This window comes from Gelidibacter salicanalis, from assembly GCF_016469035.1.
Classification (GTDB): domain Bacteria; phylum Bacteroidota; class Bacteroidia; order Flavobacteriales; family Flavobacteriaceae; genus Gelidibacter; species Gelidibacter salicanalis_A.
Window position 1 is genome coordinate 16,917 of the sequence record NZ_JAEHJZ010000056.1, and the last position, 26,421, is coordinate 43,337.

The window sequence follows — 26,421 nt, forward strand, 5'->3', positions numbered from 1 at the left end:
TCTAATGTAAACATATCGAAAGAAAAGAGAACTATGACTATTCAATTAAATAATTGAAGTCATTATTGTAAATAAAATTAATTTGCTTCTAAATAATTAGCATTCAGATCCCTAAATATGCAATATTTTTTTTAGTAATTTAATAAAGGATAAAATTGTCCTTTATTAAATTTTCCTATACTTTTGTGGTCTAAATCACCTCTATGTTTTCAAAGTCTTGTGAGTACGGATTAAGAGCAGTAATTTTTATTGCGCAACAATCGCATTTGGGCCATAAAGCCAGCTTGACTTCGATTTCCCAAGCGGTTGATTCACCTCCGGCATTTACAGCTAAAATTTTGCAGCAATTAGCCAAAAACAACCTCATTGATTCTAGCAAAGGGCCAAAAGGCGGCTTTTTTATGGCACCAGAAGCCATGAAAACCCTGACGCTTGAAGCCGTTGTAACCGTTTTGGATGGAGATTCCATTTATACCAATTGTGGCTTAGGACTGAAGCAGTGCAATGATAAAAAACCTTGCCCACTCCACTTCAAATTTGTAGCCATTAAAGAGGAACTTAAAGCAATGCTGCAAAACACCACCTTAATCATGTTGGTCAACGACATGAATTTATATCGCTTCCATTTAAAAAGATAACACATTTACATCAATAAAGGATAAAAAGACCTTTTATATTAATTAACAATTCACTTACACTATTTTATGAAAACAGCTTCAATTACTGAACACCTTGTTTACAAAACCGACAAACCTGCCATCAGCGTCATGCTGGAGAGTGATCACTCTAAAGAAATTAGAATACTGATGCGCAAAGGACAACTAATGAAAGAACACAAAGCGCCTAACGCCATTGTTGTTGCCCTTTTTGAGGGGGAAATCAATTTTGGTGTCAATGGCGAAACTCTAAAACTTAAAAAAGGAGATCTCATCGCCTTAGAGGCGAATGTGCCTCACGATTTATACTGTACTGAAGACGCCATTATTCGTTTATCACTTTCAAAAAATGATAGTGTGGACCGTGTAAATAAAATTGTAGACTAACCCAAACCAACCAGAAACCATGAGAAAAATTTGGATTGCTTTTATTAGCGTTGTTGTATTGTCATTTATTGTGCTGATATGGATCGGCACCGAGGTTTATCAAACCCAACCTCCAATTCCTGAACAAGTTGTCATTAAAGAAACCAATACTGTGGTATATACCAAAGCCGATATTCAGATCGGGCAAAATGTATGGGAATCTATTGGTGGCATGGAAGTAGGCTCCATATGGGGCCACGGGAGTTATGTGGCGCCTGATTGGACCGCAGACTGGATACACAAAGAAGCTGTCTACATGCTGGAGCATTGGGCACAAAAGGATTATAACACCGCCTATGATGATCTTGATGTGGAAAAGAAAGCCGCTCTTAAGGCACGTCTGATTAAGGATGTCAAAACAAACACTTTTGACGCAGACACTCAAACCATCAGCATTTCACAAATCCGCTGGGATGCTATTTCAGCCAATATTAACCATTATAGTTCTATATTTTCTGACGGGCATGAGCAGTATGCCATTCCGAAAGGCGCTTTAACTGATACCGTAAAATTAGGACAGCTAAATGCCTTTTTGTTTTGGACCTCCTGGGCAGCAAGTACCAATCGTCCGGAAAAAGATTACACCTATACCTCCAACTGGCCCCATGAACCTTTAATTGATAATTTGATCACTGATGACTCTCTCATTTGGTCAGGCTTATCAATTGTTCTGCTCCTACTATTTATAGGAATTCTAACGTACTACTATTTGAGAAACCATGAAAAGGGTGAGATCTTAGAAAAACCAAATTCTGACCCGCTTTCAAAACTACAATTGGTAGGTTCTCAAAAGGCGGTCTTAAAATACTTTATTGTCATATCATTATTGATTGCACTGCAAGTGGTTTTAGGGGCGCTTACCGTACATTACACGGTAGAAGGTCAATCGTTTTTCGGATTTGAGTTATCGCAGTATTTACCCTATTCGATTACCAGAACTTGGCATACGCAACTGGCTATTTTTTGGATTGCCGCCACTTGGCTTGCCACGGGACTGTTTTTAGCTCCTATGATTTCTGGGAAGGAAATGAAATACCAGGTATTTGGTATCAACTTCCTGTTCTTCTCCCTAATTATTATTGTGTTAGGCTCTATGATGGGCGAATGGCTTGGTGTGCATCAATTCTTAGATTTAACCACCAACTTTTTCTTTGGGCACCAAGGCTATGAGTATATGGATTTGGGTCGTTTCTGGCAATATTTCTTGGCCATAGGTTTGGTATTGTGGGTTGTTATGGTGGGCAGACATTTGATGTACGCTATAAATAAGAAAGACGAATCAAAAGATCTGATCATCATTTTATTAATTTCTGTGGTAGCTATAGGCTTATTCTTCTTTTCAGGTTTGATGTATGGAGAAAACAGTAGCTTACCCGTGATTAATTACTGGAGATGGTGGCTGGTACACCTATGGGTGGAAGGCTTCTTTGAAGTATTTGCAACCGTGGTTATCGCTTTTATTTTTTCTCGAATGAAAGTCATTTCTACCAAAACTGCGGGTCGCGTCTCTGTAGCTTCTGCAGCCATATTTTTAGCAGGCGGAATTATAGGAACCTTACACCATTTATATTATTCAGGAACTCCAGTTCAAGCTATTGCTCTAGGAGCTACATTTAGCGCGTTGGAAGTTGTGCCTTTAACGTTAATGGGCTTTGAAATCAGAGAAAACTGGAACCTCTTAAAAAGTAAAGATTGGATTCAGAAATACAAATGGCCTATCTTTTTCTTTATTGCCGTTGCCTTTTGGAATTTTATCGGGGCCGGGGTCTTCGGATTTTTAATCAATCCACCCATCGCACTATACTATATTCAAGGTTTAAACACCACAGCAGTACACGCCCACACCGCTTTATTTGGCGTATATGGGATGTTGGGAATGGGCTTTATCATTATATGCCTCCGCTTTTATTCTGACCGGGTGTGGCAAAACACAAAGTTGAAACGCGCGTTCTGGTTATTGAATATTGGACTGACGGCGATGGTTATTTTTAGCTTATTGCCTATTGGTATCATTCAAGCGTATACCTCTATTACCAAAGGCTACTCATTCGCCAGAGATGCGGACTTATTATATTCTCCCGTCGTTCAAACCCTAAAATGGTTGCGTATGATTGGCGATGTCATTTTCTCTGTCGGAATCTTTTATTTCTGTTGGTTTACAATAGATGAAACACTCTATAACTACCGACGAAAAAAAGTAGGACAGTAATACATAATTTTTAATTTATTTAAGAGGTCAGCAGGATATGCTGACCTCTTTTTTTTGATTAAACTCAAGAATAACTTCCGATTCAAGGATTTTCAATGCTCTCTGTTGCTATTTTAAGGCTCTACTTTTAGGTCGGTAACCACAGCACTTTCTATTACTTTGACGAGGTCTTAAACAGGTCAGAAGAGGATTGCAAAACCAACTCCAAATACTTATCTTTGCAGTCATCTAAAACCGACATAATATCCGTGAACCAAATTAGAACCTATCTCGATCAAATTGCAACCATATCAAACGACGATTGGAATTTTTTTACTTCAAGATTGCACCGTCGTGTCATTCCAAAGAAAACGATTTTTTTAAAACTCAACGAGATTGAAAATCATATTTCATTTATTGAAACTGGGGTGGTCCGATTGTATATTCCCAAAGAAAATCCAGATAAGGAGATCACTTTTGGGTTCAGTTTTAAGGATCAATTTGTGAGTGCCTACGATTCGTTTTTAACCCAATCGCCTTCAGCCTATCAAGTTCAGGCGCTAACTGAAACCACTCTGCTGAGTATCACTTATGACGATTTGCAAGCGGTGTACAAAACCACCCAAATAGGAAATCTTATTGGCCGATTGACCGCAGAACGACTGTTTTTAATTAAATCCAAACGCGAACAACACTTATTGAATCTTACGGCTGAAGAACGCTATATGAAACTCTTCAAAGAACGTCCAGAACTTCTAAAAGTGATTCCGTTAAAATATATCAGCTCTTATATTGGTATTACAGCTCAGGCACTTAGCAGAATTAGAAAACGTTTATAGACGTATTACTTGACCTAGGTTCATTGTTTTGCGCTAACTATCAGTTTATCTTTGTAAAAAAATATTATGGTTATTGTTATTTTCGTTTTAGTTCTGTGGTACGGAGGCCTGTTTTTTCAGTCTTTCTTTCTACATCGGTATGCTGCACATCAGGTATTTACGATGTCTAAAACCATGGAACGCATTACTTTTGTCCTGACTTGGATTTTTCAAGGTTCTAGTTACCTAAGCGCGTATGGTTACGGTATTATGCACCGTATGCACCACGCTTATACAGATACAGAAAAAGACCCACACTCCCCTTCTTACGACGATAATCTATTTGCGATGATGTGGAAAACGAAAACTATTTATCAAGATATAAATGACCAACGTGTGGACGTAGATCAGAAATTCACTAAGAACGTCCCGCAATGGGCTGCATTTGATAAATTTGCAGGCTCTCGATTTTCAAGATTACTTTGGATAGCCATTTATATTTTAGTTTTCGTGTACTTCGCAACTGCATGGTGGCAATGGCTACTACTTCCTATAACTTTTTTAATGGCTCCTATCCATGGTGTTATCATTAACTGGTTTGGCCACATTTATGGCTATGTCAATTATAAGATGAAAAATACCAGTAAAAACCTATTTCGTTTTGACTTTTTAATGATGGGCGAAGGGTATCACAACAACCACCACAGACACGCCAGTAGAGCTAACTTTGGTGTCAAATGGTATGAAATTGATATGACTTATTTGGTGATCAGAGTCTTGGATGCCGTTGGTATTATTCAATTAAAACCGGTTAGAATTAAAAAATAAGTTTTTTTAATCCTAAAGAATTCCCCGAGGCTCTGCCTCGAGGATAGTTGGTTTCAAAAAATTCTTTATTTACCCCTTACAAAACCCGAATACGAACCTTTTTCTTTTTCAAGCGCGTATTGTCCAAAAGGTTGACAATACGTTTGGATTCACTAAGCGGTACTGCCACAAAAGCACAATCTTGTTTGAGCTCTATAGTTCCCAATTGCTCTTGTGTGAGTCCGCCTTGCTTCATAAAAAGTCCAACAATATCCCCTTTGGAAATTTTATCTTTACGTCCGCCCGAGATGAAAAGCGTTTCCCATTGTGGTGCCGTAATTGGAGCTTTTTTGGAGATATTTACACCTTGAGAATCTTTGATAAAATCTGGTAAGGTTTCATCGCTACCTTTTAAGATATAGGCAGTACCCTTAGAATTGACCCTTGCGGTCCGCCCATTTCTATGGATGAATTCTTCCTTATGCTTCGGCAATTCATAATGAATGATAAAGTTAAGCTCCGGAATGTCGATACCTCTCGATGCTAAATCAGTAGCTAGCAATATTTGGCTTGTGCCGTTTCTGAAGGTTATTAAAGAGCGTTCTCGGTCTTGTTGCTCCATGCCTCCAGAAAAAGTGGAGTGACTGATTTTGTTCCGTTTTAAAAAGTGGCTCAATCGGTCAATACTCTCTCTTAAATTACAAAAAATGATGCCTTGCCCATTACCGATGTGCTGTAACAACTCCAACAAAATTGGAAGTTTATTAGGTTTTTGAGACACCACAGTTTTAATGGCTAAGGTCGATTTTCTTTTTACGGTGAGATAATCGATTAAAATGGGCTTGTCCAATCGCACGAAGCCCGGAATTTTTTCCAAATGGGTGGCACTCGTAAGAATGCGTTTGTTGATACTCGGCAACTGCCCAATAATACGCTTCATTTCGTCCTCAAAACCATCTTCAAGAGATTTGTCAAACTCATCTAAAATAAGAGTTTTGATGCTCGCTTTTGAAAAACGGTCCGCATCAAAATGATCTAAAATACGGCCCGGTGTTCCAATTAAAACGGCCGGAGTGTGCTTGATCTCAATTTTATCCTTAGACATTGGTCTGCCACCATACACAGCATTGATTTTAAACCCAGCACCCATATTGCGTGCTACTTGCTCTATTTGAATGGCCAATTCTCTTGAGGGTACAATGATAAGTACCTGAACGTCAGGATTTATTGGATCTAAAACATCCAATAAGGGTAACAAAAACGCCAAGGTTTTACCAGTACCTGTTGGGGATAGTAAAATAGTATTGGTATTTTCTGATATTACGGAAATGGCTTCCTTCTGCATGGGATGCAAGGTTTGGATATTCAATTTATCTAAAATATCCTGTTGATCTTTTATTGTATTCGCCATTGCTATTGGTTCTTTTTATGTTTTTTGGAAGCCTCTGGTTTAAGCGTTTCCGTGTTGGATTGTGCCAAGTAATTGGCGAGTATTTTATCTACCAATTCGTCCTTTGTCAGGTGATGAAAGATGGTCTTTATCTTCGATTTAAAATCTTCTGAAACCTCACGATTTGGTTTGGTCTTAAATATTTTTTTAGCCCATAACAGTCCGTTATTTTCTGCAATACTTTGGGCGTCCGCTTTTTTGAATGTATTAAAAACAATTCCGAGTTCTTTTTCAAAATCAGCAATATCTTCAACCTCCTCTTGTTGCAAGATGGTTAACGACAAGCCTTTTGCGCCAGCTCTAGCCGTACGTCCACTTCTGTGTACATAAGCTTCATAGGTGTCTGGTAAGTGATAATTGACCACGTAGGACACTTCCTTTACGTCAATGCCACGGGCTGCCAAATCTGTAGCCACTAAAATATCAATATAGCCTTCTCTAAATTGCCCCATAATCCGGTCGCGAATGCCTTGGGTCAAACTCCCGTGAAGTGCACCGGAAGAAAACTTATTAATAGCTAAGTTCTTCGCTAATTTATTGACAGCGGCTTTGGTTTTACAAAATATAATACCGCGTTCGCCTTCCTTGGAATTTAAAAAGTGAAGTAAAACCTCTAATTTCTCAATAGGTTCTACCACCACATATTGATGATCAATACCTTGATGACCTACGGAAGCCATATCTGCTTCAATATGCACCACATGTTTGGACATATAATTCTGAACCAATTGCTTTATAGCTCCGGGCATGGTAGCCGTAAAAAGCAATGTGCGTCGCGATTTTGGAATGTTCTTTATTATCGAATCGACCTCATCTTTTAGGGCGCTGACCATTTCATCAGCTTCATCCAATACTAAATATTTAACGTTTTTGATATCAATAGCACCACGTTTAACTAAGTCGAGCAATCTACCCGGTGTTGCAACCACAACATGTGTAGTCGTTTTTAAGCGTTCTATTTGAGGTTTTATAGGAATTCCGCCACATACTGAAGCGATGGATAGGTTTGGGCTATTTGCTGCGAAAGCAATCAGATTATTAAAAATTTGTTGGCCTAACTCTCTTGTTGGTGCTAAAATTAACGCTTGTACAAATGTGTTTTCTGAATCAATTAATTGCAATAATGGTAAACCGAATGCTGCCGTTTTTCCAGTTCCAGTTTTTGCCAGCACCACAACATCTTCTTTTTGATTTAGAACAACAGGGATGGTCTTAATTTGAATATCTGTAGGAATGGATATTTTTAAAGTTTCTAAACTTTTTTGTAATTGATCATTAATCCCTAACTCTGAAAACGGTGTTGACATATACTAAATTTTGTGCAAAGATAACCACACTTTTACAGAGAATCCTACCATTTGGTTTATTAATACAAGATGCAGTTGTGTGACTAGAAGACAACGCCTGTTTAAACGTGTCGCAAATAATGTCATTTTGGAAGTTTTTAAAGCAAAATTATGGAAGCCATAAAGGTGTTAATCTGTTGACATAAAACTAAAATTTTCACTCTAACCAAATACGTTCAATCTCTAAGGCAAAAGATTCATTCCGTTTGTTTCCTATAAGGAAGGTCACCTCTTCAATAAGTTTGCCATCGTAATTGGGACGGCCTAGGGTATTGCCTCTATAGCTTGCATAAAATTGGTCAAAATAAAGCGTAATCGTTTGCCATTCCCCAGAAGTTTTAAATTCTTGAACGTAGGAATATTGCTGTGCTTCATAAGATTTGATGCGGAATTGATACGATTTCCCATCTCCTTTTATACGCAGTTTAACCATGTTGAATTGAGACACCTCTTTCTGAAAAAATGAATGTTTCACAGATGCAAATCCTCCATTATTTTCAGTAGTTATAGTCCCTTCAAACAAACCATTACCTCCATCAGTCAAAGCTATTTTACTTTTGGAGAGGCCACCCATGACCCCGTCGTTTACAACATGCCAACGGAGGGCGTTTTGTTGTGGCGACTGAAAGTCATAAATTATGGAGTTATCTTGAGAAGTCATCTTGATAGAAAATTTTGACACATAAAAAAGAAAGTGTTTTCGCAGGAATCAACTATGCCTCTCCCCTTGCAGGATACGCTTCCTTAATAATAAAATCAATGGATTTTAATAAATCTTCAATTTCAGGCCTTGCAAATGGCATCGTTTGGATGGAGGATGTATATAAGGTTTGATCTGGACGGATAAGAAAAAGTGCAGGTTCAATAAATTCTTCCGGTTCTTCCTTTATTCCTTTTGAGATCGCTAACCCCCAAGTTCTTGCATCGGTAATTGGAAAGTTATAGCCTATTGGTAGATCTTTTACTTTCCATTCTTCATAAGTTGCTTTTGCGCGTTTTTCAGAATCGGAGCTAATGGCGATGACATTGACACCTTTTTCAGAAAACGCCTTTATATGTTTTTGAATGGTTTGGAGATATTTTTTGCAAATTGGGCAGTACTTACCTCTATACACCACCAACCGAGTGAAGTTTTCTGGTTTTTGATCGCTTAAAGACCATTTCGTATCATTGACTAAATTTATAGTTAATTCTGGAGTTTTGGTTCTTGGTTTTATCATCGATTATAATTTTAAATTAATGAACAGCCTCGACCCAAGTGTACGAGGTATCAAGTAGAAGTTCCNNAATTCATTGCTTCGCAACTTTTAAAAATTGAGTTTCACTAATTTAAAGGTGGTCAATAACCCGAGAACTGCTTGCTCCTAAATGAACGACTATTGACCCAAACACCAAAAATTCAAAGGGTTATTTCTATAATTCAGCATTCAACTCATCCATAATCTCCCCAAACAACTCGTAAGAACGAATTCGATCTTGAATGTCATAAATATTGGTTACAGCAATCAGTTCTTCAACTTGATTCGTTTCTAAAAAAGATTTTACTTGCGATTTAACAGTCGCTTTACTGCCAATAAAAGAGTATTTCAACATTTGGTGTACCTGCGGATGTTCCATAATTTCCCTAAATTCTTGGGTCATGGCAGTTGGCGGTTGCATATAATCTCTTTTGCCTGTAAAAATGCCCAAAAACATTCGTATGAGTGACGTGGCAAAACTCTCTGCCTCAGCATCTGTTTCAGCTACAATGATATTTACCCCCGCCATCACATAAGGTTTAGACAACACCTCTGAAGCTTGGAATTCCTTTCGATAAACCTCTAAAGCTTCCTCCAAATGTCGGGTCGCAAAATGGCTTGCAAACGCGTAAGGCAAACCCTTTCTAGCCGCCAGATGGGCACTGTCTGTACTGGACCCTAAAATATAAATAGGCACCTCTACACCTTCGGCTACGGTAGCGCGGATTTTGGATTGCGCATTATCAATTGAAAAATACTGCTGTATTGCTTCCAGATCTTCAGGAAACGCATGTGCCGCTTGCATAAAATCTGATCGAATAGCTTGTGCCGTCTCTCTATCAGTACCTGGTGCCCTACCCAAACCTAAATCAATACGGTTGGGATATAAAGAACCTAAGGTGCCAAACTGTTCTGCCACAATTAATGGTGAATGGTTAGGCAACATAATCCCCCCTGAACCGATGCGCAGGGTATGTGTACCTTCTGCAATATAACCGATCAGTACAGAGGTGGCACTACTACCAATATTAACCGCATTGTGATGTTCTGCCAACCAGAATCGTGTGTAACCAAATCGTTCAGCTTGTTGTGCCAAATCGAGTGAATTATTAAAGGTTTGTTTGAGGCTATGGCCTTCAGAAACTAAGGCTAAATCTAAAATCGAATATGCTGTATGTGGGAATTTCATGTTATATGGTGTTGTGATTTTTAAAAACAGGGTGAAATTTTGTCAAAAAACAAAAATACAGCAATAAGTGCAGTCTTTCTGTTAGGGCTTTGTTAATCCTAGGGCATTCATAGCTTAAAGCCTTTTACACTTAAAATTCAAGCATTTATAATGTTCTAAATATCAGTGACTCGAAAATTTGTGTTCAGGATAAAATAGTGTTTCCAATAAGAATTGAAAAACTTAGGCTAAATTAGCACGCTATAATAAAAATTAACGCTGTAAATAAATATTGCTATGAGTAAAACAACCCTGAAAGTAAACAACAACGGTTCACTAAGAATAGAAGGAGATTTTGAAATTGTGGATAAGGACGGCAATGCCTACGACCTTGGTGGACGAGATGTTATATCTTTATGTAGATGCGGATTATCAGCTAATAAGCCATTTTGCGATGGCTCTCATCGTAACCACTTTGAGCATGATGCTATAGCATTTGCATTACCACCAAAGAAAGTTTAACATTTAAGATAATAATAATAATAATAATGGGAGTGTAATTTGAAGGACATCATTTGACCATTCAAATGTGCGCTGTCAATACACTCCCATAATACTCTAAATTTCTTAGTTGTTCTGTAAATCTTTTACATCTTCATTTGCTATCACCAAATCATTAATCAAAGATGTTAAATGAACGGTGGCCTTAGTAAGTGCCACAGCATTGGCTTCTAACAACGCGTTGACTTCCAACAGTTGCTGTTCTTTTTCAGCATCTGTACGCCCCAGTTTAAAACTTTCAACCTCTGTTAACTGAGTCTCAAGTCGTTTCTTTTCTTTTTTCAACTGATCGAGCTTTACCCGATGATTTCTAATTGTACTTTCTATTGTGCATACTTTATGCACCGTAGTTAAACTATCCAACTGTCTTTTGTAATCAACTTGGGCTACTGATCCTATTGAAAACAACATAAGCATCAGTATTGTATATGGCTTCATTTTATCTGTGTTTTAAGACCATGCAAAATTATACAATTTCCATATCTAAAAAGTGGTTTACTATTATTTTTAGAGACTATAATCAAAGATTTATTGACTGTATGGATAGTTTGGACCATTAACCAACAATTACTGACATAAATCATCTTTTCTAAGGAGGTAAAAGGCTATGTTTATCGAAACACTCAATATAAAAGACATGTATCAACCTCTCCTTTTAAATGCCAATTGGAAAACTGGCGTAATTACGATCATCATTTTTGCAATAGTTTGCGCCACATTGTTGGGCATTGTTATTAATTTTATGATAGATGACAAGAAGAAAAACGATTCTGACCCCCATGAATAGTAATTTTTCTACCAAAAATGGAAGAATATTTAAAGCGGCACCCTTCTCTATCTATGCGTTCTTGAACGTTTGGGTTTTGACGGTGTCGCAACTTCGTTTTCAGAACTCTCAAGTTTATCCTCGTTAACTTGGACTACTGATTTCTACTTTTAAACTTTTCTATAGCTCTATTCCCAATTCGGCCAATAGAAAAAGTTCATGGTTCAATTGCTGGGTATAGTTTTCCAATTGATATTCCACTCCAAATTGTAGCGTCGTTTTAGAACTCACAAACCATCCCAGACCAACTCCCAAGCGCTGCTCAAGTTCCGGCTTTTGAGTTTTGGCAATCTCCAATAAACTCTCAGTATCAAATTTCAAATACGGTTCATTGGCTTGTTTTTGAGCTAATGGTATGGTGTAGCCCAATTGGTACCTGAATCTGTGTTTGGTGACCGACGCATACAGCCTTTGTTCAATTCTGACACGATGATCAGTTTCAAAACCTGACCTTTCTGGCGTGTAAACAATTTGTTCCTGAAACCTCAATTCGCTTTCTTCATCCACATCAAAAGCATGTTCTATCCTGTATTGCACGCCTAGCCCAAAAGCGTACTTGGAATGCCATTGGTATTCAGAAAAATGTGAAAGATCTATCTGTTTAACAGTGTACTGCATGTTCTTATCGCTATATATAACATTGCGATTTTCAACTCCGAAGCTTAAGCCATATTTTGGATTTACTTGATAAGACAAGTCTATTGCAGGTTCAAAATAGCCTTTAAATTTATCTTGCGATTGTCCTTTAACCGAAAAGAGGATCATTATACTCAGAATTAAAAAACGATATTTAGTTATGATCATAAACGTTTCAAATTTAAAATAAAAGGGATTGAAACATGGTTCCAATCCCTTTACTATCTAACTTCACTATGAAAAAATTAATCTTCCAAATCACTTATTACTTTTCCTGAAGCATCAATTATTAATTTACGCTCTTTTAACCAACCCTTTTCAATTTCTACCACATAGGTTTTAGCGCCATTCATTTCAAGTACCTCTACAGAATCAATCTTATAGTCTGCATAGGCATTTTTTACTGCTGAAATCAAGGCTGCTGGCAATTCACTTTCTGAAATTTCCATTTTCGATTTCACAACCTTCCCTTCAGCATCATACCAGATATCATGATCCATTTTATTGATTTCAAATTCCACTTTAAAATGATCACCTTTTTTCTCCCATTCAACATCAGTTGCATTGTTATGGGCTGCAGTAAACGTACTTTGTACTTTTGCAGGCACATCATTGGTGTTTAAATCTTGTGCACTGATGGTTGCAGTGGCGAACATTAATAGCGCAGCTATTTTTAAATTTTTCATAATATTATAGTTTTTAATTTGAAACAAAGGAAGGGCTGAAAACTGTAACAAATTAGGAATACAAAACAGTAAACTGTTAAGCTTTTCTAAAAATATTACCCACTCCCATCTGCTTACAGCTTCTTTTTAGCTATTTTAGAAGTATTCCTAAATGATTATAGATTTCAGTAGTACAATTGCCTAGAACAGATAACACTTAAAGATGAAATTGTTGATTATAGAAGACGAACCGGAAATGTTGGAAAATATGGTACAGACATTAGAACGTCAACATTATGTTGTGGAAACTGCCTCTGATTACAAATCGGCACTCCATAAAATTGGTGTTTATGATTACGACTGTATTTTATTGGACATTACCTTACCTGACGGCAATGGATTGGAGCTGTTAAAAGCCTTGAAATCTTCAGGGAAAGATGATGGGGTTATCATCGTTTCAGCAAAGGACTCTTTAGACGATAGATTAGAGGGTCTTAATTTAGGTGCTGATGATTATTTGCCGAAACCATTCCATATGGCCGAATTGCATGCACGGGTAAAAGCGGTTTTAAGACGACGTCATTTTGAAGGCAACCAACAAATCAATATTGGCAATGTAGCTGTTGCTCCAGAGAGCCGCGAGGTAAAAGTGGACGGTAACCCTATTGTTTTAAACCGCAAGGAATATGATATTTTAATGTATCTCATTACTAATAAAAAAAGATTGGTAACCAAATCTGCATTGGCAGAACACGTTTGGGGAGATCATATAGATCAGGCAGATAGTTTTGATTTTATTTATTCCCAAATCAAAAACCTACGAAAAAAACTGGAGCATGCTACCATTACTATTGAAGCTGTTTATGGGGTTGGTTATAAATTAGAAGTGATGTAATGAAGTTACTCAATCATACCTCAAAATATTTAGCCATTCTTTTGGTGCCACTGATTACCATTTGGGCATTCATTTTTTACTACGCCATGCTCGATGAGATTTACGATAGTCTTGACGATGGTTTAGAAAACCAAAAAATATTACTCTTACAACGCTTGCCTACAAATCCGGAAATTTTAGAGCATACAGATTTAGAACTCTGGAACCACAGCATTACGCCTATATCCAAAACCTATCATGATCAATTTACTGAACGGTATTCAGACACCTTGATGTATATGTTGAATGAAAAGGATTTTGAACCAGTTCGTACCTATGAAACTAAAATGGCCTATAATGATGTTTATTACAAGGTCAAATTTATTACGTCCATGGTGGAAGAAGATGATTTGATTCAGGATCTTGTTACCTATCTTATTGTACTTTATGCCATACTCATGATCACGATTGTTGTTTTAAACAATTTAATGCTCAAAAAGATTTGGAAACCTTTTCATAGCTTGATGGCACAATTGCCCAATTTTAGGATTGAAAAAAACCACCAAATCCAAACCAAAGACACTTCTATAGTCGAGTTTAAACTGCTCAATGCTTCCATTACCACCTTGATTGAACAAAGTAGAGCACGGTATTTAGAACAGCAACATTTTATCGAAAACGCTTCACATGAGCTACAAACACCATTAGCTATTAGTATTAACAAGTTGGAACTATTCTTAGAAAACACCAACTTGTCTGAGTCGGAACTCAACACAATGGCGTCCATTTTAGACAACCTAGGAAGATTGACCCGTCTTAATAAATCCTTACTCCTACTTTCAAAAATTGAAAACAGACAGTTTACCGATGAAGAAATGATTGATTTTAATCAATTGATCATTACGATTACTGAGGATTTTGAAGATTTGGCGTCCCATAAACACATCGGACTTAAAGTTGAAAGTATTGAGCAATTGCATTTTCAAACGAATAAGGATCTGGCCATCGTTTTACTGACAAATCTTATTAAAAATGCGATTGTTCATGGCCAACAGAACCATACGGTTACTATTGGCATTACGCATAATTCAATTGTAGTACGGAACTATGGCTTGGAAGCGGCTCTTGACTCCAACTTCGTGTTTTCACGATTCAAAAAGATCAGTACGGATAAAAAGTCCACGGGTCTGGGTCTCGCCATAGCAAAAGCTATTTCAGAAAAATACAGGATTGAGCTTAGCTACTCTTATACGTCGCAACACATCTTTAGTCTGCATTTTCCTAGTGTAAGTTAAACTTATACTAAATACAGACAATTGGACTACTATTCCTAAATGTTTTCAGTTTTAAAATAGACCTTTGAATTATAAAATTTTTATTATGAAAAAGTCAACCATATTTATAGGTCTATTTATCGCTGTTTTAATCGGCATAGGGGTCATAGGATTTGCCAAAGTAAACAAGGCAAGCGCCCATATAACTGAAGGTAGCGACAACTATACGATTTCTGAAACTTGGGAACTACCCAAAGAACTTGATGAAATAAGCGGCATTGTTTGGATAGATCACCAAACTATAGCTTGTGTGCAAGATGAAACTGGCATGATTTACATCTATAATCTTGATGAACGGGCAATCACGGAAGAAATTCCTTTTGCTGGTAATGGTGATTATGAAGGCATCGCTCTCCATAATAATGATCTCTATGTGATGCAAAGTGACGGTCTACTTTACGAAGTAAAAAATTGGAACGCGACCAATAAAATAGTCACCTCTCATCAAACCGGCTTTGACTCCTCTCATAATATGGAATCGCTTGTGTACTCTATCAAAGACTCGGCGTTGCTTACAGCACCAAAAGATAAAGATCTGGAAGATGATTTTAAAGGCTTGTATAAGATTGCATTGTCTTCAAAAAATGTAGATACCAATTCGCCAGCCTATAAAATAGAAATGAACGCTGCGGCCTTAAAACCTTACAGAAACAAAAAACGGTATAAAACGTTTAATCCTTCAGAAATTGCTGTGCATCCTACAACCCATGATATTTATGTGTTGGAAGGTAAAAATCCAAAATTGCTCATCATGGATTCAAATGGAGTACTTAAAACGGTATTTAAGTTAGACAAGATTAATTTTCCACAACCTGAAGGAATGACCTTTAGTGATCAGGGTGATCTTTATATTTCCAATGAATCGGCAAATGGGCCCGCATCCATCCATCTAGTGGAATTCAACAAATAGTTTAACTCGTTTAATAAGCTCTTAATGTTATCTTAATGAGATATTAAACTTCTCACAATCATAACGAAAATTTATCTTTTGATTTAAAAATTTCTTATCTTTAATATCAGATAATCAAAACTAAAAAAACTTAGAATATGAAAAATCAACAAGGAACAGGAAAAGGTCTATTGGCTTTATTAGGACTTGGGGCAGGTCTTTTTGCCTGGTGGAAATATAAAAACTTATCTCCACAAAAAAAAGAAGAGCTTCATAGTAAAGTAAATGAGGTTGGCCAAAAGGTAAAAGACAAATATAATGAAGTCGAATCTTCGGTCAAAACTCAATTGGACGATATAAAAAACAACGTTCAAGACGTCAAGAGAGAAGCAGTTCAAGATGTCAAGAGAGAAGCCAATGAATTAGCTAACAAACAATAGTTAAAGTATTAAGCACAAAAAAAAGCCTACTTCTAGTGGGTTTTTTTATGTGTATATCTCCTTCTATGGAACGTCGAGTTTTAAGGGCTAACAAAGAACAATTCCTTAAGAAAACCTGATGGTTTCTAAATCCACATTGCCACCAGATAGAATGATTCCAACCCTCTTATCTTTAAAATAATCTTTATTCTTTAACACTGCCGCAAACGCGACAGCGCTAGAGGGTTCAATAACTATTTTTAAGCGTTCCCAAAGCAATTTCATGGCTTGAATAATCTCCACCTCTTCCACCCGTATAATATGATCCACATACTGTTGAATGATCGGAAAATTGATGTCACCCAATTGCGTTCTCAATCCGTCAGCTACGGTATTTGTACTGTAATTTGTTTCAATTTGACCGCTTTCTAGAGACCGATAGGCATCATCAGCAACCAACGGCTCTCCTCCAATAACCTTACAATTTTTACCGAAAACATGGGAAGACAACGCTGTACCAGCAATCAAACCACCTCCGCCCACTGGTGCGACAATCATATCCAGATTGGGATGCGCATTTAAAAGCTCCATCCCTACAGTGGCATTTCCTAAAATTACATTGAGATCATTTGAAGGATGGACAAACGTCGCACCTTTTTTGGCAACAATTTTAGCTGCTGCCTCCTCTCTAGCGTTTATATTCGGTTCACACGCCGTTATAATTCCGCCATATCCAACAACAGCATCCTTCTTTACCTTAGGTGCATTATTGGGCATCACGATATAGGCCGGAACATCCAAATTTTTGGCGGCTAAGGATAATGCTTGGGCAAAATTTCCTGAAGAATGTGTTACCACACCTCGCTCCCGCTCTTCTTTGGTCAATTGCAGCACGGCATTGACGGCACCACGCATTTTAAAAGCACCCATTTTTTGGAAGTTTTCACATTTAAAGAACAGTTTTGCTCCTGTCATGTCATCCAATAAATGCGATGTAAAAATAGGCGTGTTATGAATATAGGGGGAAATCCTTCGACTGGTGTCGCGTAGCATTTGTTTGTCCATATCAAATTAAAAACTAAAGATATTTAATTTCTATTACGAAACCTTGCAAAAAGCACCAGTTTTTTCTTCGTATTAATAAAATAAACACCTGTTAATAAGACAATAGCGGCAATTATGGATTGGGTTGTAATCACCTCGTTTAAAAAATACCAGCCTAATACTAAGGCTATAATTGGATTGACATAGGTAGAGGTGGCCACTTTTTCTGGCGAGACGCGTTTTAGCAAGAAATTAAAGGAGGTAAACGCCACTATGCTTCCAAAAACAATCAATAGTACCATTGACAATTGTACCTTTTCACTCCATACATTGGGCAAACTCCACGCTTCGCCAAAAAGCAAACTCAATACGACAAGCATTATCCCTCCCGCAATCATTTGATAGCCTGTATTCACAAAATAATTAGAAGGCAAGTCTGCCTTTCCTACAAATAAACTCCCAGTAGCCCAACTCACCATACACACAAATATCATGATCATGCCTAAAATTGAGCCTTCTTTACTGACTACCTCATTTTGACTGACCAATAAATAGATACCAATAATTCCTAAAATCACCCCTAAAACAGACATGGCCTGAATCTTTTTTCCTTGAAATACCCGCATTAAAATTAACACCACCAGAGGTTGTGCGGATATTTCTAAAGCCGCAAAACCGCTGTCCACATATTTAAGTGCCCAAACCACAATACCGTTTCCAAAGGTCAGAAACAAGAACCCCGCAATGGCGGTATTGATGAGCTGTTTTTTAGAAATGGCTAAGGATTTACCCATAAGTTTGGCAATTATAAAAATCAAAACACCCGCAGTTATAAAACGCACGGACGCCAACATAAATGGAGGCAGCTCAGTTACCGCTATTTTGTTCAGCAAATACGTAGAGCCCCAAATAACATAAATGGAGAAAAAAGCAAGGATAATAAAGATGGTGTTTTTTGAACTGTTCATGATGTAGCAAAGTGGGATAGTGACAAAAAGCAATTGGCAAAAATAGGAAAAGAGGCGTTGAAACGCCTCTTTTGAAGTTGTTATTTTAAAATGTATTCTTAGTTTTTCAATGATGCCATATCGATCACAAATCGGTATTTGACATCAGAGTCAATAATACGTTCATAAGCGTTGTTGATATCTTTCATATCAATCACTTCTATGTCTGAGACAATATTGTGCTCTCCACAAAAATCTAACATTTCTTGAGTTTCTTTAATTCCTCCAATTAAGGAACCAGCGATACGTTTACGCCCGAGAATCAATCCGCCACCATGAAATGGTTTGAGTGGTTCCACAGCACCCACTAGCACCATAGTAGCATCACGTTTTAGCAATCCGATATACGGATCCATTTCGTGACCCACAGGAATTGTATTTAAAATAAAATCGAAGCTGTTGCTATGCTTTTTCATGTCGTCTTCATTTTTTGAAATAAGAACTTCATGTGCTCCAAGCGCTTTTGCATCTTTAGCCTTATCTGGCGAGGTTGTAATCATTACGACATGTGCTCCCAAGGCATTGGCGAATTTTACTCCCATATGCCCAAGGCCGCCCAAACCAATCACCCCTACTTTATCACCTTCTTTAACGTTCCATTTGCACAATGGCGACCAGGTGGTAATCCCTGCACATAAAAGCGGTGCGGCTCCTTTTTCGTCAATATTTTCAGGAATATTTAAAACAAACTCTTTGTTGACCACAACTGAAGTAGAGTATCCACCAAAGGTATGTCCTCCCAAATGTTTGTCCTTACCGTTGTAGGTACCCACCATGCCTTCTTCACAAAATTGCTCCAAATCTTCTTTACAGGCGGAACACTCCTGACAAGAATCGACCATACAGCCCACACCTACCAGATCGCCTTCCTTAAATTTCGTCACATTTTTACCCGTTTCAATTACGCGCCCAATAATTTCGTGACCAGGAACTACCGGATATCTCGAGTTTTTCCAATCATTTCTAACGGTATGGATATCACTATGGCAAACGCCACAATAGGTAATATCGATTTTCACATCGTCATCGCCACAAGCTCTTCGCTCAATATCCAAGGGTTTTAAGTCTGCTTTGGAGTCCTTTGCCCCGTAAGCTTTTATAGTTGTATTCATGAGTTCTTCAAATTTTTTAAATTAATTGTTTGACTCGATTATATTCATAAACATTATTGTCCGATAAAGAATTAAGATCCTGCCTCGCCGGCAGGCAGGCGCTGCGCTTATAGTCCCGATAGCTACCGGGAAAAGAACAAAGACTTGATTTTAACTGACTGATAAACAGTCGTTATTCTAAATTAAATTTGCCCAATCACACTTAGTGAAATTGGTTTCAAAAACAAGGTGTCATTTTTAAGTTCTTGAACCAGATCATGCTTTAAGGGGGTTTGCAAACTTTTCACCTGTTTTACCGGACACTGATGATTCATAAAGAAACCATTTATTAACTCTCAAAAGTTGTCTTCAATGTAATATCCGCATTCAATAATTTTGATACGGGACAGTTTTCTTTAGATTTTTTGGCGAGTTCCTTGAATTTACTTTCATCCATTCCAGGGACTTTCCCTTTTAGGTCTAATTCTATTTTAGGAATGCTGCCATCCTCAAAATAAACTTTGGCTTGTGTGTCCAAACGTTCTGCTGTAAACCCTTCTTCAACAATGTAGAAGCTTAGCTGCATTGTAAAACATCCAGCATGTGCTGCTCCAATTAATTCTTCAGGATTGGTTCCTACTGCATCTTCAAAACGAGTTTTAAACGCGTAAGGCGATTCCTTTAACACACCACTTTCTGTAGATAATGATCCTTTTCCATCTTTACCACCACCTTCCCAGTGGGCTTTTGCTGTTCTATTAAATTTCATAATTTTCAAATTTTTTAGTTAATCTTTGTTTTAAAATGCTGAAATGCCTGCTTTTACAATAATTATGAACACCATTCAGTCTTTTTAATTATGTTGACTTCTACTTTTTCTTTGGCACAAATATCGATTTGACATTGACAAATTCACGAATTCCAAATCCGCCGTGTTCTCTACCAAATCCAGAATTTTTAATCCCTCCGAAAGGCATATTTGGTCGTGCCAATCCAAAGGAGTTTATATTAACCATTCCCGTATCAAAATGTGTTCTTGCCAATTCAATAGCTTTGTCTTCGTCTTTAGAAAAAATTCCGCCGCCCAATCCAAACTGGCTGTCATTGGCAATACGCATGGCATCTTTATTGTCTTTTGCTTTTATCAAAGCGGCTACAGGACCGAACAACTCATCATCATAGGCAGGTTGTCCTGGTGTCACGTTTTCTAAAACAGTAGCAGGGTAAAAATAACCTTTACCATTTGGAATCTCGCCACCTAAACTGAGTTTTGCACCTTTTTTAACACTTTCCTCTACCTGATCGTGCAGTGTTTGCCGTAAATCCTTACGTGCAAGTGGTCCCATTTTAGAAGATTTATCTGTAGGATCTCCAGTCACAATACTTTTCATACCTTCTATAAATGCCTCTCTAAATTGGTCGTAAACTTTCTCTGTGACAATAAAACGCTTGGCAGAAACACAGGTTTCACCATTATTATACACCCGTCCTTGTACACAGGTTTTTGCGGCCAATGTTACATCTGCGTCATCCAAAACCAAATACGCATCATTACTGCCTAATTCCAGAACCGTTTTCTTTAGAACCTGCCCCGCTTTTTTGCCTATAATTCGGCCAGCTTCAGAACTTCCAGTTAAAGTGACACCGCGCACCAAATCATGTTCGATAATTTTGTCCGACTGATCGTGATCAATAATCAATACTTTAAATAAATCTTTAGGCAGACCGGCAGCTTCGTAAATCTCCTGCAACAACAGTGCAGAACCGGTCACATTTTTTGCGTGCTTTAACAAGACACCGTTACCGGCCATTAAATTGGCAATAGAATAACGAATAACTTGATAGGCAGGGAAATTCCAAGGCTGAATTCCATAAATGACACCAATTGGAGAGTAGGTCACAATACCTTTCCCGCCTTCAGCCAATTCGCGTTCTTCATCTTGTAACATCTCAACACCTTCAGTGGCGGTGAAGTCGCAAATTCCTACACAAAGCTCAATTTCTTGATGCCCTTGCTTTAGAAGTTTGCCCATTTCTTCAGTCATTATTGCCGCTAATTTGTCTTTTTGGTTGGATAACTCCTTACCAATGGCTTTGATAATTTTGGCGCGTTCTTCAATAGGCCTTAATCGCCAATCTAGGTAAGCATTATGGCATCTCTCTACCGCCTTTAAAGCCACATCGGTGGTCATATAGGTATAGGTTGTAATCTCTTTCTCTGAAGCTGGATTAATCGTTGTAAAAGTTTTTTGTTTATCTGTAGTACTCATAGTTTATAAATTTGGAATTAAATCTCTAGTTTCTGCTTTGTATGTGGTGTAACCTTCCTTTCCTAGAGTATAAAAAGTGTCGGGATCCCAGGGTGTAGTGGCAACATCTTCTTTAAAACGTCCCACCAAATCTGGGTTGGAAATGTATAATTTGGCAAAAGAAACCAAATTGGCATCACCATCTTCAATAACTTTATTTCCTGATTCCTTGTCAAAACCAGTACTGATCATCAAGGTACCTTTATATTTGGGTCTGTAACGTTTTGCTATATGCTCAACTGCAAATTCCACATCAGATACGTCGTTAAAGGGCTCAGACAGATGAATATACGACAAATCGTATTCTTTTTCCAATTTTTCAATGATATAATCAAATGTAGGAATTGTGTCTTTATCCATGGTCATCCCAAATACATTATGAAGTGACGGATTGAAACGCGCGCCTATTCTATTTTCTGGAATTACTTGTATTATGGCATCAAGCGTCTCAAAAAAGAAACGCGCTCTGTTTTCAATACTGCCTCCGTATTGATCTTTACGATGGTTGCTGGTACCATTAAAAAACTGATGGAACAGATACCCATTGGACGAATGAATCTCTACACCATCAAATCCTGCTTCAACCGCATTTTTTGCAGCATTCTGGAAGTCGGCTATAGTCATTTTGATATCTTCCAAAGTCATTTCCCTAGGCGTCACGGTATCTTTAAACCCACTAGGTGTAAATGATTGCGAATTTGGGTTAATAGCAGAAGGCGCCACCGGCAAATCACCATTATGAAAATCAGGATGGGACATGCGCCCCACGTGCCACAATTGAATATAAATACGTCCACCAGCGTCGTGTACAGATTTGGTTACTTTCTTCCAACCCTCCACTTGTTCTTGAGAGTGGATACCAGCCGTATAATACCCCACTGCCTGCGTTGAAACCTGAGAACCTTCCGTTATAATTAATCCAGCGGTGGCTCTTTGCGTATAATAAGGCACGTGTAATTTTTCGGTGGGTACGTTGCCTTCATTGTCGGCGCGACTACGCGTCATAGGTGCCATGACTATTCTGTTTGGCAATTCTAAATCGGCCATTTTATATGTTGATAATAGAGGTTGTTTTGACATGTTTTTCATTTATATTTTTAAAATTAATTGGACCTAGACATTTTGTTCTGAAGATTCTGGGGGAGTGACGAAAAGTTTTTCAGGTTTCTGCATCTAAGCTTTTTATAATAAACTTTCAAGTGCACTTTCTTTCGCTTTCGTTAAAAACCCCCAAATTTCTTATGGTCCATTATTATGATATTCAAAGATACATATCCAACGGCTTGGAATGCTTGATATAGGTTAGTGGCTACTGTTAAAAATAGTTAAGGCGCAACTTCCAGTGCTTTTTTAATGCGACTCAGGCTTTCAGGCTTTATACCAAGATAATTAGCTACATGATAATCATTGATACGGGTGGTAATATTTGGGTATAAAAGGCAAAAGTCGAGATAACGCTGGGTAGCGGATTTTTCTAGTGTAGTGAGTATGCGTTTGTGGGCACTTACAAAAGCGGCTGTAGTTTTTATTCTAAAAAAGCGCTCTAACTTAGGAATACGGCTATAAGCTACCTCAAGCATACTTTTTTCAATAGCTAACACTACCGAATCCTCAATGGCTTCTACGTAAAGTTTAGCTAGTTGATTGTTGAAAAACGCTTCAAAGTCACTGATCCACCAGTCTTCAATTGCAAATTGCAAGATGTGTTTTTCACCGTGTACATCTACATAATAGGCTATCAAACATCCACTGAGTACGTAATATTCTTTGGTAACGGTATCTTGAGGCTGAATAAGGTAAGACTTCCTTTTGAGAGATTGTTCGGAAAATAGCGACAAGAATTCGTTCATTTCTTGATCAGAAATTGAAACAACGCTATTGATATGATGACTTAATTGATTTTTCACAAATTAATACTTCACGAGAATATATAATTTTGGTAAGATCCCGAAACCCTGTCAATGCGAAAACTGAATACTGTTTATCTTTTACCAGTGTCTCTATTACCTAGTTCAAAAATAATGCATTCCTATCAAACTCTTTAATGCAACCCAAATTAAAGGGGACTCATCCCCATAGAAGAAGCGCCGTAAATGGTTTTCCTATTGGAGCAACATTAATCTGTAATCGGTTAAGTGTTGCGGATCGATAAATGTATCTTAAAACTTCAATGTCAATTTAAAATACAGATACTATGGAAAAGAATAAGAAAGACAAGAATTATGACTCAGCAGTTTCTCAACGCGATAAGGATCTATTGGGTAAAAAACAAAAAAACCTGAGAACAGATGGTGGCGATGACTCACAATTGAACGAGACCAACAGGTCAGCACCAGTAGATTTTGAAGGGAAAGATTTAGATATTCCTGGAAGAACATTGCCAGAAGATAGATCGAAAAAAACACTAAAGGACGAAGAAAATCAGCTTTATAGCCAAGGTGGGCCAGAAAATGACCATCTCGAAGAAACCGAGTAGAAACCGTATAAACAACCATATGATTTGCTTATATTATCACCATATTGGGCTTATTCAATTTAAAAACCGATACCTATAAGCTTCCTCTTTGGATTCCTATTTTTCAACTAGATATATGCAGTACGACACAAAAACAGTTTCAGAATCGTTCCTTAATTTTTATAACAATCTTATAGACCAGCTTCCCGGTATTGGAGTGGGCATTCTCATTGTGATTTTAGGCTCGCTGATAGCCAAGTGGATTGGGCAATTTACAAGAAAACGTATTTCCGCAAGAACCCATGACCCATTAATGAGTAAATTTTTGGGACAAGCTATAAAATACTTGTTAATCATATTTGTTATTATGATTGCCTTACGGTCTGCGGGCTTAGGCAGCATTGCAACGGCAATCTTAACCGCCGCGGGCGCAAGTGCCCTTGTTCTGGGATTTGCCTTTAAGGATATTGGTGAGAACTTTCTTGCGGGGGTTATCTTAGCCTTTAACAGGCCTTTTGATGTAGATGATACTGTTGAGATTGGTGAGAATTTTGGGAAGGTGAAAAATTTAGAATTTCGGTATACCAAATTAAAAACCTTTGATGGGAAAGACGTTTATATCCCTAACAGTGATGTCTTAACCAAACCCGTGACCAATTATACAGAAGATGGTTTTTACCGATGGAACTTTATTATTGGTATTGCTTACGAAGACAATATACTAGGCGCCAAACAGACTATTATGGATGCCTTAAGCAAAGAACCTAATGTTATTGAAGATGCAGAACATGTCAATTTTGTCATAGAAGATGAATTGGCCACAAGTACCGTTAATTTGAAAGTTTATTTTTGGGTAGATACCAAAGATTTTAGAAGAATGGCGCTGATTACGAAAGGGAATGTTGTCCGTAATGTCAAGGAAGCCCTAGAGGAAAATGGGTATTACTTACCTGCAGACATTCAAGAAATTAAGCTCTATGGTGGAGAAAAAGGATTTCCTATTCGTTTGGAAAAGGATGAATCAACGGGGGCAGGAGAACAAAATCAAAAGTTCAAAAAATAAGGTGTAAAAGAATAGTACCTCTTGAAATTGTAAAAGGAAGCAGCGCATTTCAATGTATCAATTTAATTTTATGAGCATCTGTATTAATGTTGATCCATAAGTTAATCCTTATATAGATTCTTTTGAATAAAAGAAAATACTTAACTATCACATTATGTTGTAATAACAGTCTTTAAAAGTTAAAATAATCAAAAATGTGAGATGGGCCAACGTCTATAAGGGGCAGATAGCCGTACATATACTAAACCGATAAATTTATAATTATGAAAAAAATTTCAATTGCATTATTCACCGTTATAATGTTTAGCTCTTGTGTTTCTAAAAAGAAATATGTTGCCTTAGAACTTGAAAATGGTCAAATTAAGAGTGAACTTACTAAAACTAGAGTAGAGAAAGAAGATCTTGAAGCAAAGTTTGATGCTATTCAAGCAAGAGTTGATAGCTACAATAAGAAAATCAATTCACTTACTGAAGAAAATGATGCAATGCTCGTCAATGTTGACAATATTGCAGTGATTTCAAACGATACTAAAAAAGCAATGCGTAAAACCTTGCAAAATGTAGATCAGTCAAAACTTGCAGAAGCTAAGACTTTAAAAGATTCAATGAATCTTGCGTTGTCTTACAACTTGAACAAATCTTTGGATAATAGCAATCTTAATGAAGATGAAGATATTTCAATTGATATTAATGAAACTGTCGTAATGATTTCTATTTCTGACAAAATGTTGTTTAACACAGCAAGTTATAAAGTGAGCAACAAAGCAAACGATATCTTACAAAAATTGGCTAATGTTATCAATTCTGAGCCAAGTGTTGAAGTAATGGTTGAAGGTCATACAGATGCTAGAAGTATACGTACGAGCAAAATTGCAGACAACTGGGATTTGAGCGTATTGCGTGCAACTTCAGTGGTTAGAAAATTACAAGATGACTACGGTGTAGCTCCAGAAAAAATGATTGCTTCAGGAAGAAGTTCTTACAAGCCACTTGCGGAGAATGACACCAATGATAATAGATCAAAAAACAGAAGAACACGTATTGTGATCCTTCCTAACTTAGATAAATTCTTTGCATTAATGGGTACTAACGAATAATCGTTTTTATTCAATTAATCAATTCTAAAAAGACTGTTAGCAATAACAGTCTTT

General features: G+C 37.4%; 29 protein-coding genes. 14 read left to right on the forward strand and 15 right to left on the reverse strand.

Annotated elements, in window-relative coordinates; genetic code table 11:
• The first annotated feature begins 203 nt into the window (after positions 1 to 203).
• From JEM65_RS19535 to JEM65_RS19555, 5 genes are all read left to right on the forward strand, one after another.
• Complete coding sequence (locus JEM65_RS19535; protein WP_199603193.1) at positions 204 to 638, forward strand: RrF2 family transcriptional regulator; 435 nt, start codon at positions 204 to 206, stop codon at positions 636 to 638.
• 66 nt (positions 639 to 704) lie between these two features.
• Positions 705 to 1,043, forward strand: coding sequence for a cupin domain-containing protein (locus tag JEM65_RS19540; protein ID WP_199603194.1), 339 nt, complete (start codon positions 705 to 707; stop codon positions 1,041 to 1,043).
• A 19-nt stretch (positions 1,044 to 1,062) separates the two neighbouring features.
• Complete coding sequence (locus tag JEM65_RS19545) at positions 1,063 to 3,291, forward strand: nitric-oxide reductase large subunit (protein ID WP_199603196.1); 2,229 nt, start codon at positions 1,063 to 1,065, stop codon at positions 3,289 to 3,291.
• Between the two features lie 248 nt (positions 3,292 to 3,539).
• Positions 3,540 to 4,109 carry a Crp/Fnr family transcriptional regulator gene (locus JEM65_RS19550; RefSeq protein ID WP_199603198.1) on the forward strand — a complete coding sequence of 190 codons (570 nt, stop codon included), beginning with the start codon at positions 3,540 to 3,542 and terminating at the stop codon, positions 4,107 to 4,109.
• A 66-nt stretch (positions 4,110 to 4,175) separates the two neighbouring features.
• Positions 4,176 to 4,916: an acyl-CoA desaturase gene (locus tag JEM65_RS19555; RefSeq protein WP_199603199.1), complete on the forward strand. Its 741-nt coding sequence runs from the start codon at positions 4,176 to 4,178 to the stop codon at positions 4,914 to 4,916.
• A gap of 76 nt (positions 4,917 to 4,992) precedes the next feature.
• Here the strand turns inward: JEM65_RS19555 and JEM65_RS19560 are convergent, their stop codons facing one another.
• The 5 genes from JEM65_RS19560 to JEM65_RS19580 all read right to left on the reverse strand — a co-directional run bounded on the left by JEM65_RS19560 (position 4,993) and on the right by JEM65_RS19580 (position 10,118).
• Positions 4,993 to 6,306 (reverse strand): DEAD/DEAH box helicase, encoded by a 1,314-nt coding sequence (locus JEM65_RS19560; RefSeq protein WP_199603200.1) that lies wholly within the window; start codon positions 6,304 to 6,306, stop codon positions 4,993 to 4,995.
• A 2-nt stretch (positions 6,307 to 6,308) separates the two neighbouring features.
• Positions 6,309 to 7,652, reverse strand: a complete 1,344-nt coding sequence (locus JEM65_RS19565; protein ID WP_199603201.1) for a DEAD/DEAH box helicase — start codon at positions 7,650 to 7,652, stop codon at positions 6,309 to 6,311.
• Between the two features lie 196 nt (positions 7,653 to 7,848).
• On the reverse strand, positions 7,849 to 8,352 hold the full coding sequence (locus tag JEM65_RS19570; protein ID WP_199603202.1) for a CIA30 family protein: 504 nt from the start codon (positions 8,350 to 8,352) through the stop codon (positions 7,849 to 7,851).
• 52 nt (positions 8,353 to 8,404) lie between these two features.
• Positions 8,405 to 8,911 carry a redoxin domain-containing protein gene (locus JEM65_RS19575; protein ID WP_199603203.1) on the reverse strand — a complete coding sequence of 169 codons (507 nt, stop codon included), beginning with the start codon at positions 8,909 to 8,911 and terminating at the stop codon, positions 8,405 to 8,407.
• 193 nt (positions 8,912 to 9,104) lie between these two features.
• The gene (locus JEM65_RS19580; protein ID WP_199603204.1) at positions 9,105 to 10,118 is read right to left on the reverse strand and encodes an LLM class flavin-dependent oxidoreductase; all 1,014 of its coding nucleotides are present in this window, start codon (positions 10,116 to 10,118) and stop codon (positions 9,105 to 9,107) included.
• 276 nt (positions 10,119 to 10,394) lie between these two features.
• Here JEM65_RS19580 and JEM65_RS19585 point away from each other — a divergent pair, with 276 nt between their 5' ends.
• A complete protein-coding gene (locus JEM65_RS19585) occupies positions 10,395 to 10,619 on the forward strand; it encodes a CDGSH iron-sulfur domain-containing protein (protein WP_199603205.1) in 225 nt (74 codons plus the stop codon).
• A gap of 105 nt (positions 10,620 to 10,724) precedes the next feature.
• Here the strand turns inward: JEM65_RS19585 and JEM65_RS19590 are convergent, their stop codons facing one another.
• The gene (locus JEM65_RS19590) at positions 10,725 to 11,096 is read right to left on the reverse strand and encodes a hypothetical protein (RefSeq protein WP_199603207.1); all 372 of its coding nucleotides are present in this window, start codon (positions 11,094 to 11,096) and stop codon (positions 10,725 to 10,727) included.
• Between the two features lie 169 nt (positions 11,097 to 11,265).
• On the opposite strand from JEM65_RS19590, the gene JEM65_RS19595 reads away from it, so the two are divergent.
• Positions 11,266 to 11,445 carry a hypothetical protein gene (locus tag JEM65_RS19595; RefSeq protein ID WP_199603276.1) on the forward strand — a complete coding sequence of 60 codons (180 nt, stop codon included), beginning with the start codon at positions 11,266 to 11,268 and terminating at the stop codon, positions 11,443 to 11,445.
• A gap of 159 nt (positions 11,446 to 11,604) precedes the next feature.
• Here JEM65_RS19595 and JEM65_RS19600 read toward each other — a convergent pair whose 3' ends face one another.
• Together JEM65_RS19600 and JEM65_RS19605 are read right to left on the reverse strand one after the other, a co-directional pair.
• Positions 11,605 to 12,288, reverse strand: coding sequence for a DUF2490 domain-containing protein (locus JEM65_RS19600; protein WP_199603210.1), 684 nt, complete (start codon positions 12,286 to 12,288; stop codon positions 11,605 to 11,607).
• Positions 12,289 to 12,365: 77 nt separating this feature from the next.
• Positions 12,366 to 12,806, reverse strand: a complete 441-nt coding sequence (locus JEM65_RS19605) for a PepSY-like domain-containing protein (protein WP_199603211.1) — start codon at positions 12,804 to 12,806, stop codon at positions 12,366 to 12,368.
• A gap of 202 nt (positions 12,807 to 13,008) precedes the next feature.
• Between JEM65_RS19605 and JEM65_RS19610 the strand changes: the two genes are divergently transcribed.
• From JEM65_RS19610 to JEM65_RS19625, 4 genes are all read left to right on the forward strand, one after another.
• On the forward strand, positions 13,009 to 13,680 hold the full coding sequence (locus JEM65_RS19610; RefSeq protein ID WP_199603213.1) for a response regulator transcription factor: 672 nt from the start codon (positions 13,009 to 13,011) through the stop codon (positions 13,678 to 13,680).
• The gene (locus JEM65_RS19615; protein ID WP_199603215.1) at positions 13,680 to 14,954 is read left to right on the forward strand and encodes a sensor histidine kinase; all 1,275 of its coding nucleotides are present in this window, start codon (positions 13,680 to 13,682) and stop codon (positions 14,952 to 14,954) included. Before JEM65_RS19610 ends, JEM65_RS19615 begins: the two co-directional genes overlap by 1 nt.
• Before the next feature lie 85 nt (positions 14,955 to 15,039).
• Positions 15,040 to 15,903, forward strand: coding sequence for an SdiA-regulated domain-containing protein (locus JEM65_RS19620; RefSeq protein WP_199603217.1), 864 nt, complete (start codon positions 15,040 to 15,042; stop codon positions 15,901 to 15,903).
• A 137-nt stretch (positions 15,904 to 16,040) separates the two neighbouring features.
• Entirely contained in the window at positions 16,041 to 16,322 is a 282-nt protein-coding gene (locus tag JEM65_RS19625; RefSeq protein ID WP_199603219.1) for a YtxH domain-containing protein, read from the forward strand.
• 105 nt (positions 16,323 to 16,427) lie between these two features.
• On the opposite strand, the gene JEM65_RS19630 is transcribed toward JEM65_RS19625, so the two are convergent.
• From JEM65_RS19630 to JEM65_RS19660, 7 genes are all read right to left on the reverse strand, one after another.
• On the reverse strand, positions 16,428 to 17,366 hold the full coding sequence (locus tag JEM65_RS19630; RefSeq protein WP_199603221.1) for a pyridoxal-phosphate dependent enzyme: 939 nt from the start codon (positions 17,364 to 17,366) through the stop codon (positions 16,428 to 16,430).
• 23 nt (positions 17,367 to 17,389) lie between these two features.
• On the reverse strand, positions 17,390 to 18,313 hold the full coding sequence (locus tag JEM65_RS19635) for an EamA family transporter (RefSeq protein ID WP_199603223.1): 924 nt from the start codon (positions 18,311 to 18,313) through the stop codon (positions 17,390 to 17,392).
• A 98-nt stretch (positions 18,314 to 18,411) separates the two neighbouring features.
• Entirely contained in the window at positions 18,412 to 19,464 is a 1,053-nt protein-coding gene (locus JEM65_RS19640) for an NAD(P)-dependent alcohol dehydrogenase (protein WP_199603226.1), read from the reverse strand.
• 328 nt (positions 19,465 to 19,792) lie between these two features.
• A complete protein-coding gene (locus tag JEM65_RS19645; RefSeq protein WP_199603228.1) occupies positions 19,793 to 20,212 on the reverse strand; it encodes an OsmC family protein in 420 nt (139 codons plus the stop codon).
• A 100-nt stretch (positions 20,213 to 20,312) separates the two neighbouring features.
• Complete coding sequence (locus JEM65_RS19650) at positions 20,313 to 21,713, reverse strand: NAD-dependent succinate-semialdehyde dehydrogenase (protein WP_199603230.1); 1,401 nt, start codon at positions 21,711 to 21,713, stop codon at positions 20,313 to 20,315.
• A gap of 3 nt (positions 21,714 to 21,716) precedes the next feature.
• Positions 21,717 to 22,832 (reverse strand): alkene reductase, encoded by a 1,116-nt coding sequence (locus tag JEM65_RS19655; RefSeq protein ID WP_199603232.1) that lies wholly within the window; start codon positions 22,830 to 22,832, stop codon positions 21,717 to 21,719.
• A gap of 245 nt (positions 22,833 to 23,077) precedes the next feature.
• The gene (locus tag JEM65_RS19660) at positions 23,078 to 23,659 is read right to left on the reverse strand and encodes a Crp/Fnr family transcriptional regulator (RefSeq protein WP_199603234.1); all 582 of its coding nucleotides are present in this window, start codon (positions 23,657 to 23,659) and stop codon (positions 23,078 to 23,080) included.
• A 287-nt stretch (positions 23,660 to 23,946) separates the two neighbouring features.
• On the opposite strand from JEM65_RS19660, the gene JEM65_RS19665 reads away from it, so the two are divergent.
• From JEM65_RS19665 to JEM65_RS19675, 3 genes are all read left to right on the forward strand, one after another.
• Positions 23,947 to 24,228, forward strand: coding sequence for a hypothetical protein (locus tag JEM65_RS19665; protein ID WP_199603235.1), 282 nt, complete (start codon positions 23,947 to 23,949; stop codon positions 24,226 to 24,228).
• 115 nt (positions 24,229 to 24,343) lie between these two features.
• The gene (locus JEM65_RS19670; protein WP_199603236.1) at positions 24,344 to 25,270 is read left to right on the forward strand and encodes a mechanosensitive ion channel family protein; all 927 of its coding nucleotides are present in this window, start codon (positions 24,344 to 24,346) and stop codon (positions 25,268 to 25,270) included.
• 263 nt (positions 25,271 to 25,533) lie between these two features.
• Positions 25,534 to 26,367, forward strand: coding sequence for an OmpA/MotB family protein (locus tag JEM65_RS19675; protein ID WP_199603237.1), 834 nt, complete (start codon positions 25,534 to 25,536; stop codon positions 26,365 to 26,367).
• Positions 26,368 to 26,421 lie beyond the last annotated feature (54 nt).

What these genes read in the sequence shown, in the direction of transcription:
- JEM65_RS19625 (WP_199603219.1), top strand. Translation starts at nt 16,041, where the DNA reads ATGAAAAATCAACAAGGAACAGGAAAAGGTCTATTGGCTTTATTAGGA.
- JEM65_RS19605 (WP_199603211.1), bottom strand. Translation starts at nt 12,806, where the DNA reads ATGAAAAATTTAAAAATAGCTGCGCTATTAATGTTCGCCACTGCAACC.
- JEM65_RS19620 (WP_199603217.1), top strand. Translation starts at nt 15,040, where the DNA reads ATGAAAAAGTCAACCATATTTATAGGTCTATTTATCGCTGTTTTAATC.
- JEM65_RS19655 (WP_199603232.1), bottom strand. Translation starts at nt 22,832, where the DNA reads ATGTCAAAACAACCTCTATTATCAACATATAAAATGGCCGATTTAGAA.
- JEM65_RS19635 (WP_199603223.1), bottom strand. Translation starts at nt 18,313, where the DNA reads ATGAACAGTTCAAAAAACACCATCTTTATTATCCTTGCTTTTTTCTCC.
- JEM65_RS19595 (WP_199603276.1), top strand. Translation starts at nt 11,266, where the DNA reads ATGTTTATCGAAACACTCAATATAAAAGACATGTATCAACCTCTCCTT.
- JEM65_RS19535 (WP_199603193.1), top strand. Translation starts at nt 204, where the DNA reads ATGTTTTCAAAGTCTTGTGAGTACGGATTAAGAGCAGTAATTTTTATT.
- JEM65_RS19665 (WP_199603235.1), top strand. Translation starts at nt 23,947, where the DNA reads ATGGAAAAGAATAAGAAAGACAAGAATTATGACTCAGCAGTTTCTCAA.
- JEM65_RS19615 (WP_199603215.1), top strand. Translation starts at nt 13,680, where the DNA reads ATGAAGTTACTCAATCATACCTCAAAATATTTAGCCATTCTTTTGGTG.
- JEM65_RS19590 (WP_199603207.1), bottom strand. Translation starts at nt 11,096, where the DNA reads ATGAAGCCATATACAATACTGATGCTTATGTTGTTTTCAATAGGATCA.
- JEM65_RS19600 (WP_199603210.1), bottom strand. Translation starts at nt 12,288, where the DNA reads ATGATCATAACTAAATATCGTTTTTTAATTCTGAGTATAATGATCCTC.
- JEM65_RS19555 (WP_199603199.1), top strand. Translation starts at nt 4,176, where the DNA reads ATGGTTATTGTTATTTTCGTTTTAGTTCTGTGGTACGGAGGCCTGTTT.
- JEM65_RS19565 (WP_199603201.1), bottom strand. Translation starts at nt 7,652, where the DNA reads ATGTCAACACCGTTTTCAGAGTTAGGGATTAATGATCAATTACAAAAA.
- JEM65_RS19670 (WP_199603236.1), top strand. Translation starts at nt 24,344, where the DNA reads ATGCAGTACGACACAAAAACAGTTTCAGAATCGTTCCTTAATTTTTAT.
- JEM65_RS19650 (WP_199603230.1), bottom strand. Translation starts at nt 21,713, where the DNA reads ATGAGTACTACAGATAAACAAAAAACTTTTACAACGATTAATCCAGCT.
- JEM65_RS19645 (WP_199603228.1), bottom strand. Translation starts at nt 20,212, where the DNA reads ATGAAATTTAATAGAACAGCAAAAGCCCACTGGGAAGGTGGTGGTAAA.
- JEM65_RS19545 (WP_199603196.1), top strand. Translation starts at nt 1,063, where the DNA reads ATGAGAAAAATTTGGATTGCTTTTATTAGCGTTGTTGTATTGTCATTT.
- JEM65_RS19630 (WP_199603221.1), bottom strand. Translation starts at nt 17,366, where the DNA reads ATGGACAAACAAATGCTACGCGACACCAGTCGAAGGATTTCCCCCTAT.
- JEM65_RS19640 (WP_199603226.1), bottom strand. Translation starts at nt 19,464, where the DNA reads ATGAATACAACTATAAAAGCTTACGGGGCAAAGGACTCCAAAGCAGAC.
- JEM65_RS19540 (WP_199603194.1), top strand. Translation starts at nt 705, where the DNA reads ATGAAAACAGCTTCAATTACTGAACACCTTGTTTACAAAACCGACAAA.
- JEM65_RS19560 (WP_199603200.1), bottom strand. Translation starts at nt 6,306, where the DNA reads ATGGCGAATACAATAAAAGATCAACAGGATATTTTAGATAAATTGAAT.
- JEM65_RS19570 (WP_199603202.1), bottom strand. Translation starts at nt 8,352, where the DNA reads ATGACTTCTCAAGATAACTCCATAATTTATGACTTTCAGTCGCCACAA.
- JEM65_RS19575 (WP_199603203.1), bottom strand. Translation starts at nt 8,911, where the DNA reads ATGATAAAACCAAGAACCAAAACTCCAGAATTAACTATAAATTTAGTC.
- JEM65_RS19580 (WP_199603204.1), bottom strand. Translation starts at nt 10,118, where the DNA reads ATGAAATTCCCACATACAGCATATTCGATTTTAGATTTAGCCTTAGTT.
- JEM65_RS19675 (WP_199603237.1), top strand. Translation starts at nt 25,534, where the DNA reads ATGAAAAAAATTTCAATTGCATTATTCACCGTTATAATGTTTAGCTCT.
- JEM65_RS19585 (WP_199603205.1), top strand. Translation starts at nt 10,395, where the DNA reads ATGAGTAAAACAACCCTGAAAGTAAACAACAACGGTTCACTAAGAATA.
- JEM65_RS19610 (WP_199603213.1), top strand. Translation starts at nt 13,009, where the DNA reads ATGAAATTGTTGATTATAGAAGACGAACCGGAAATGTTGGAAAATATG.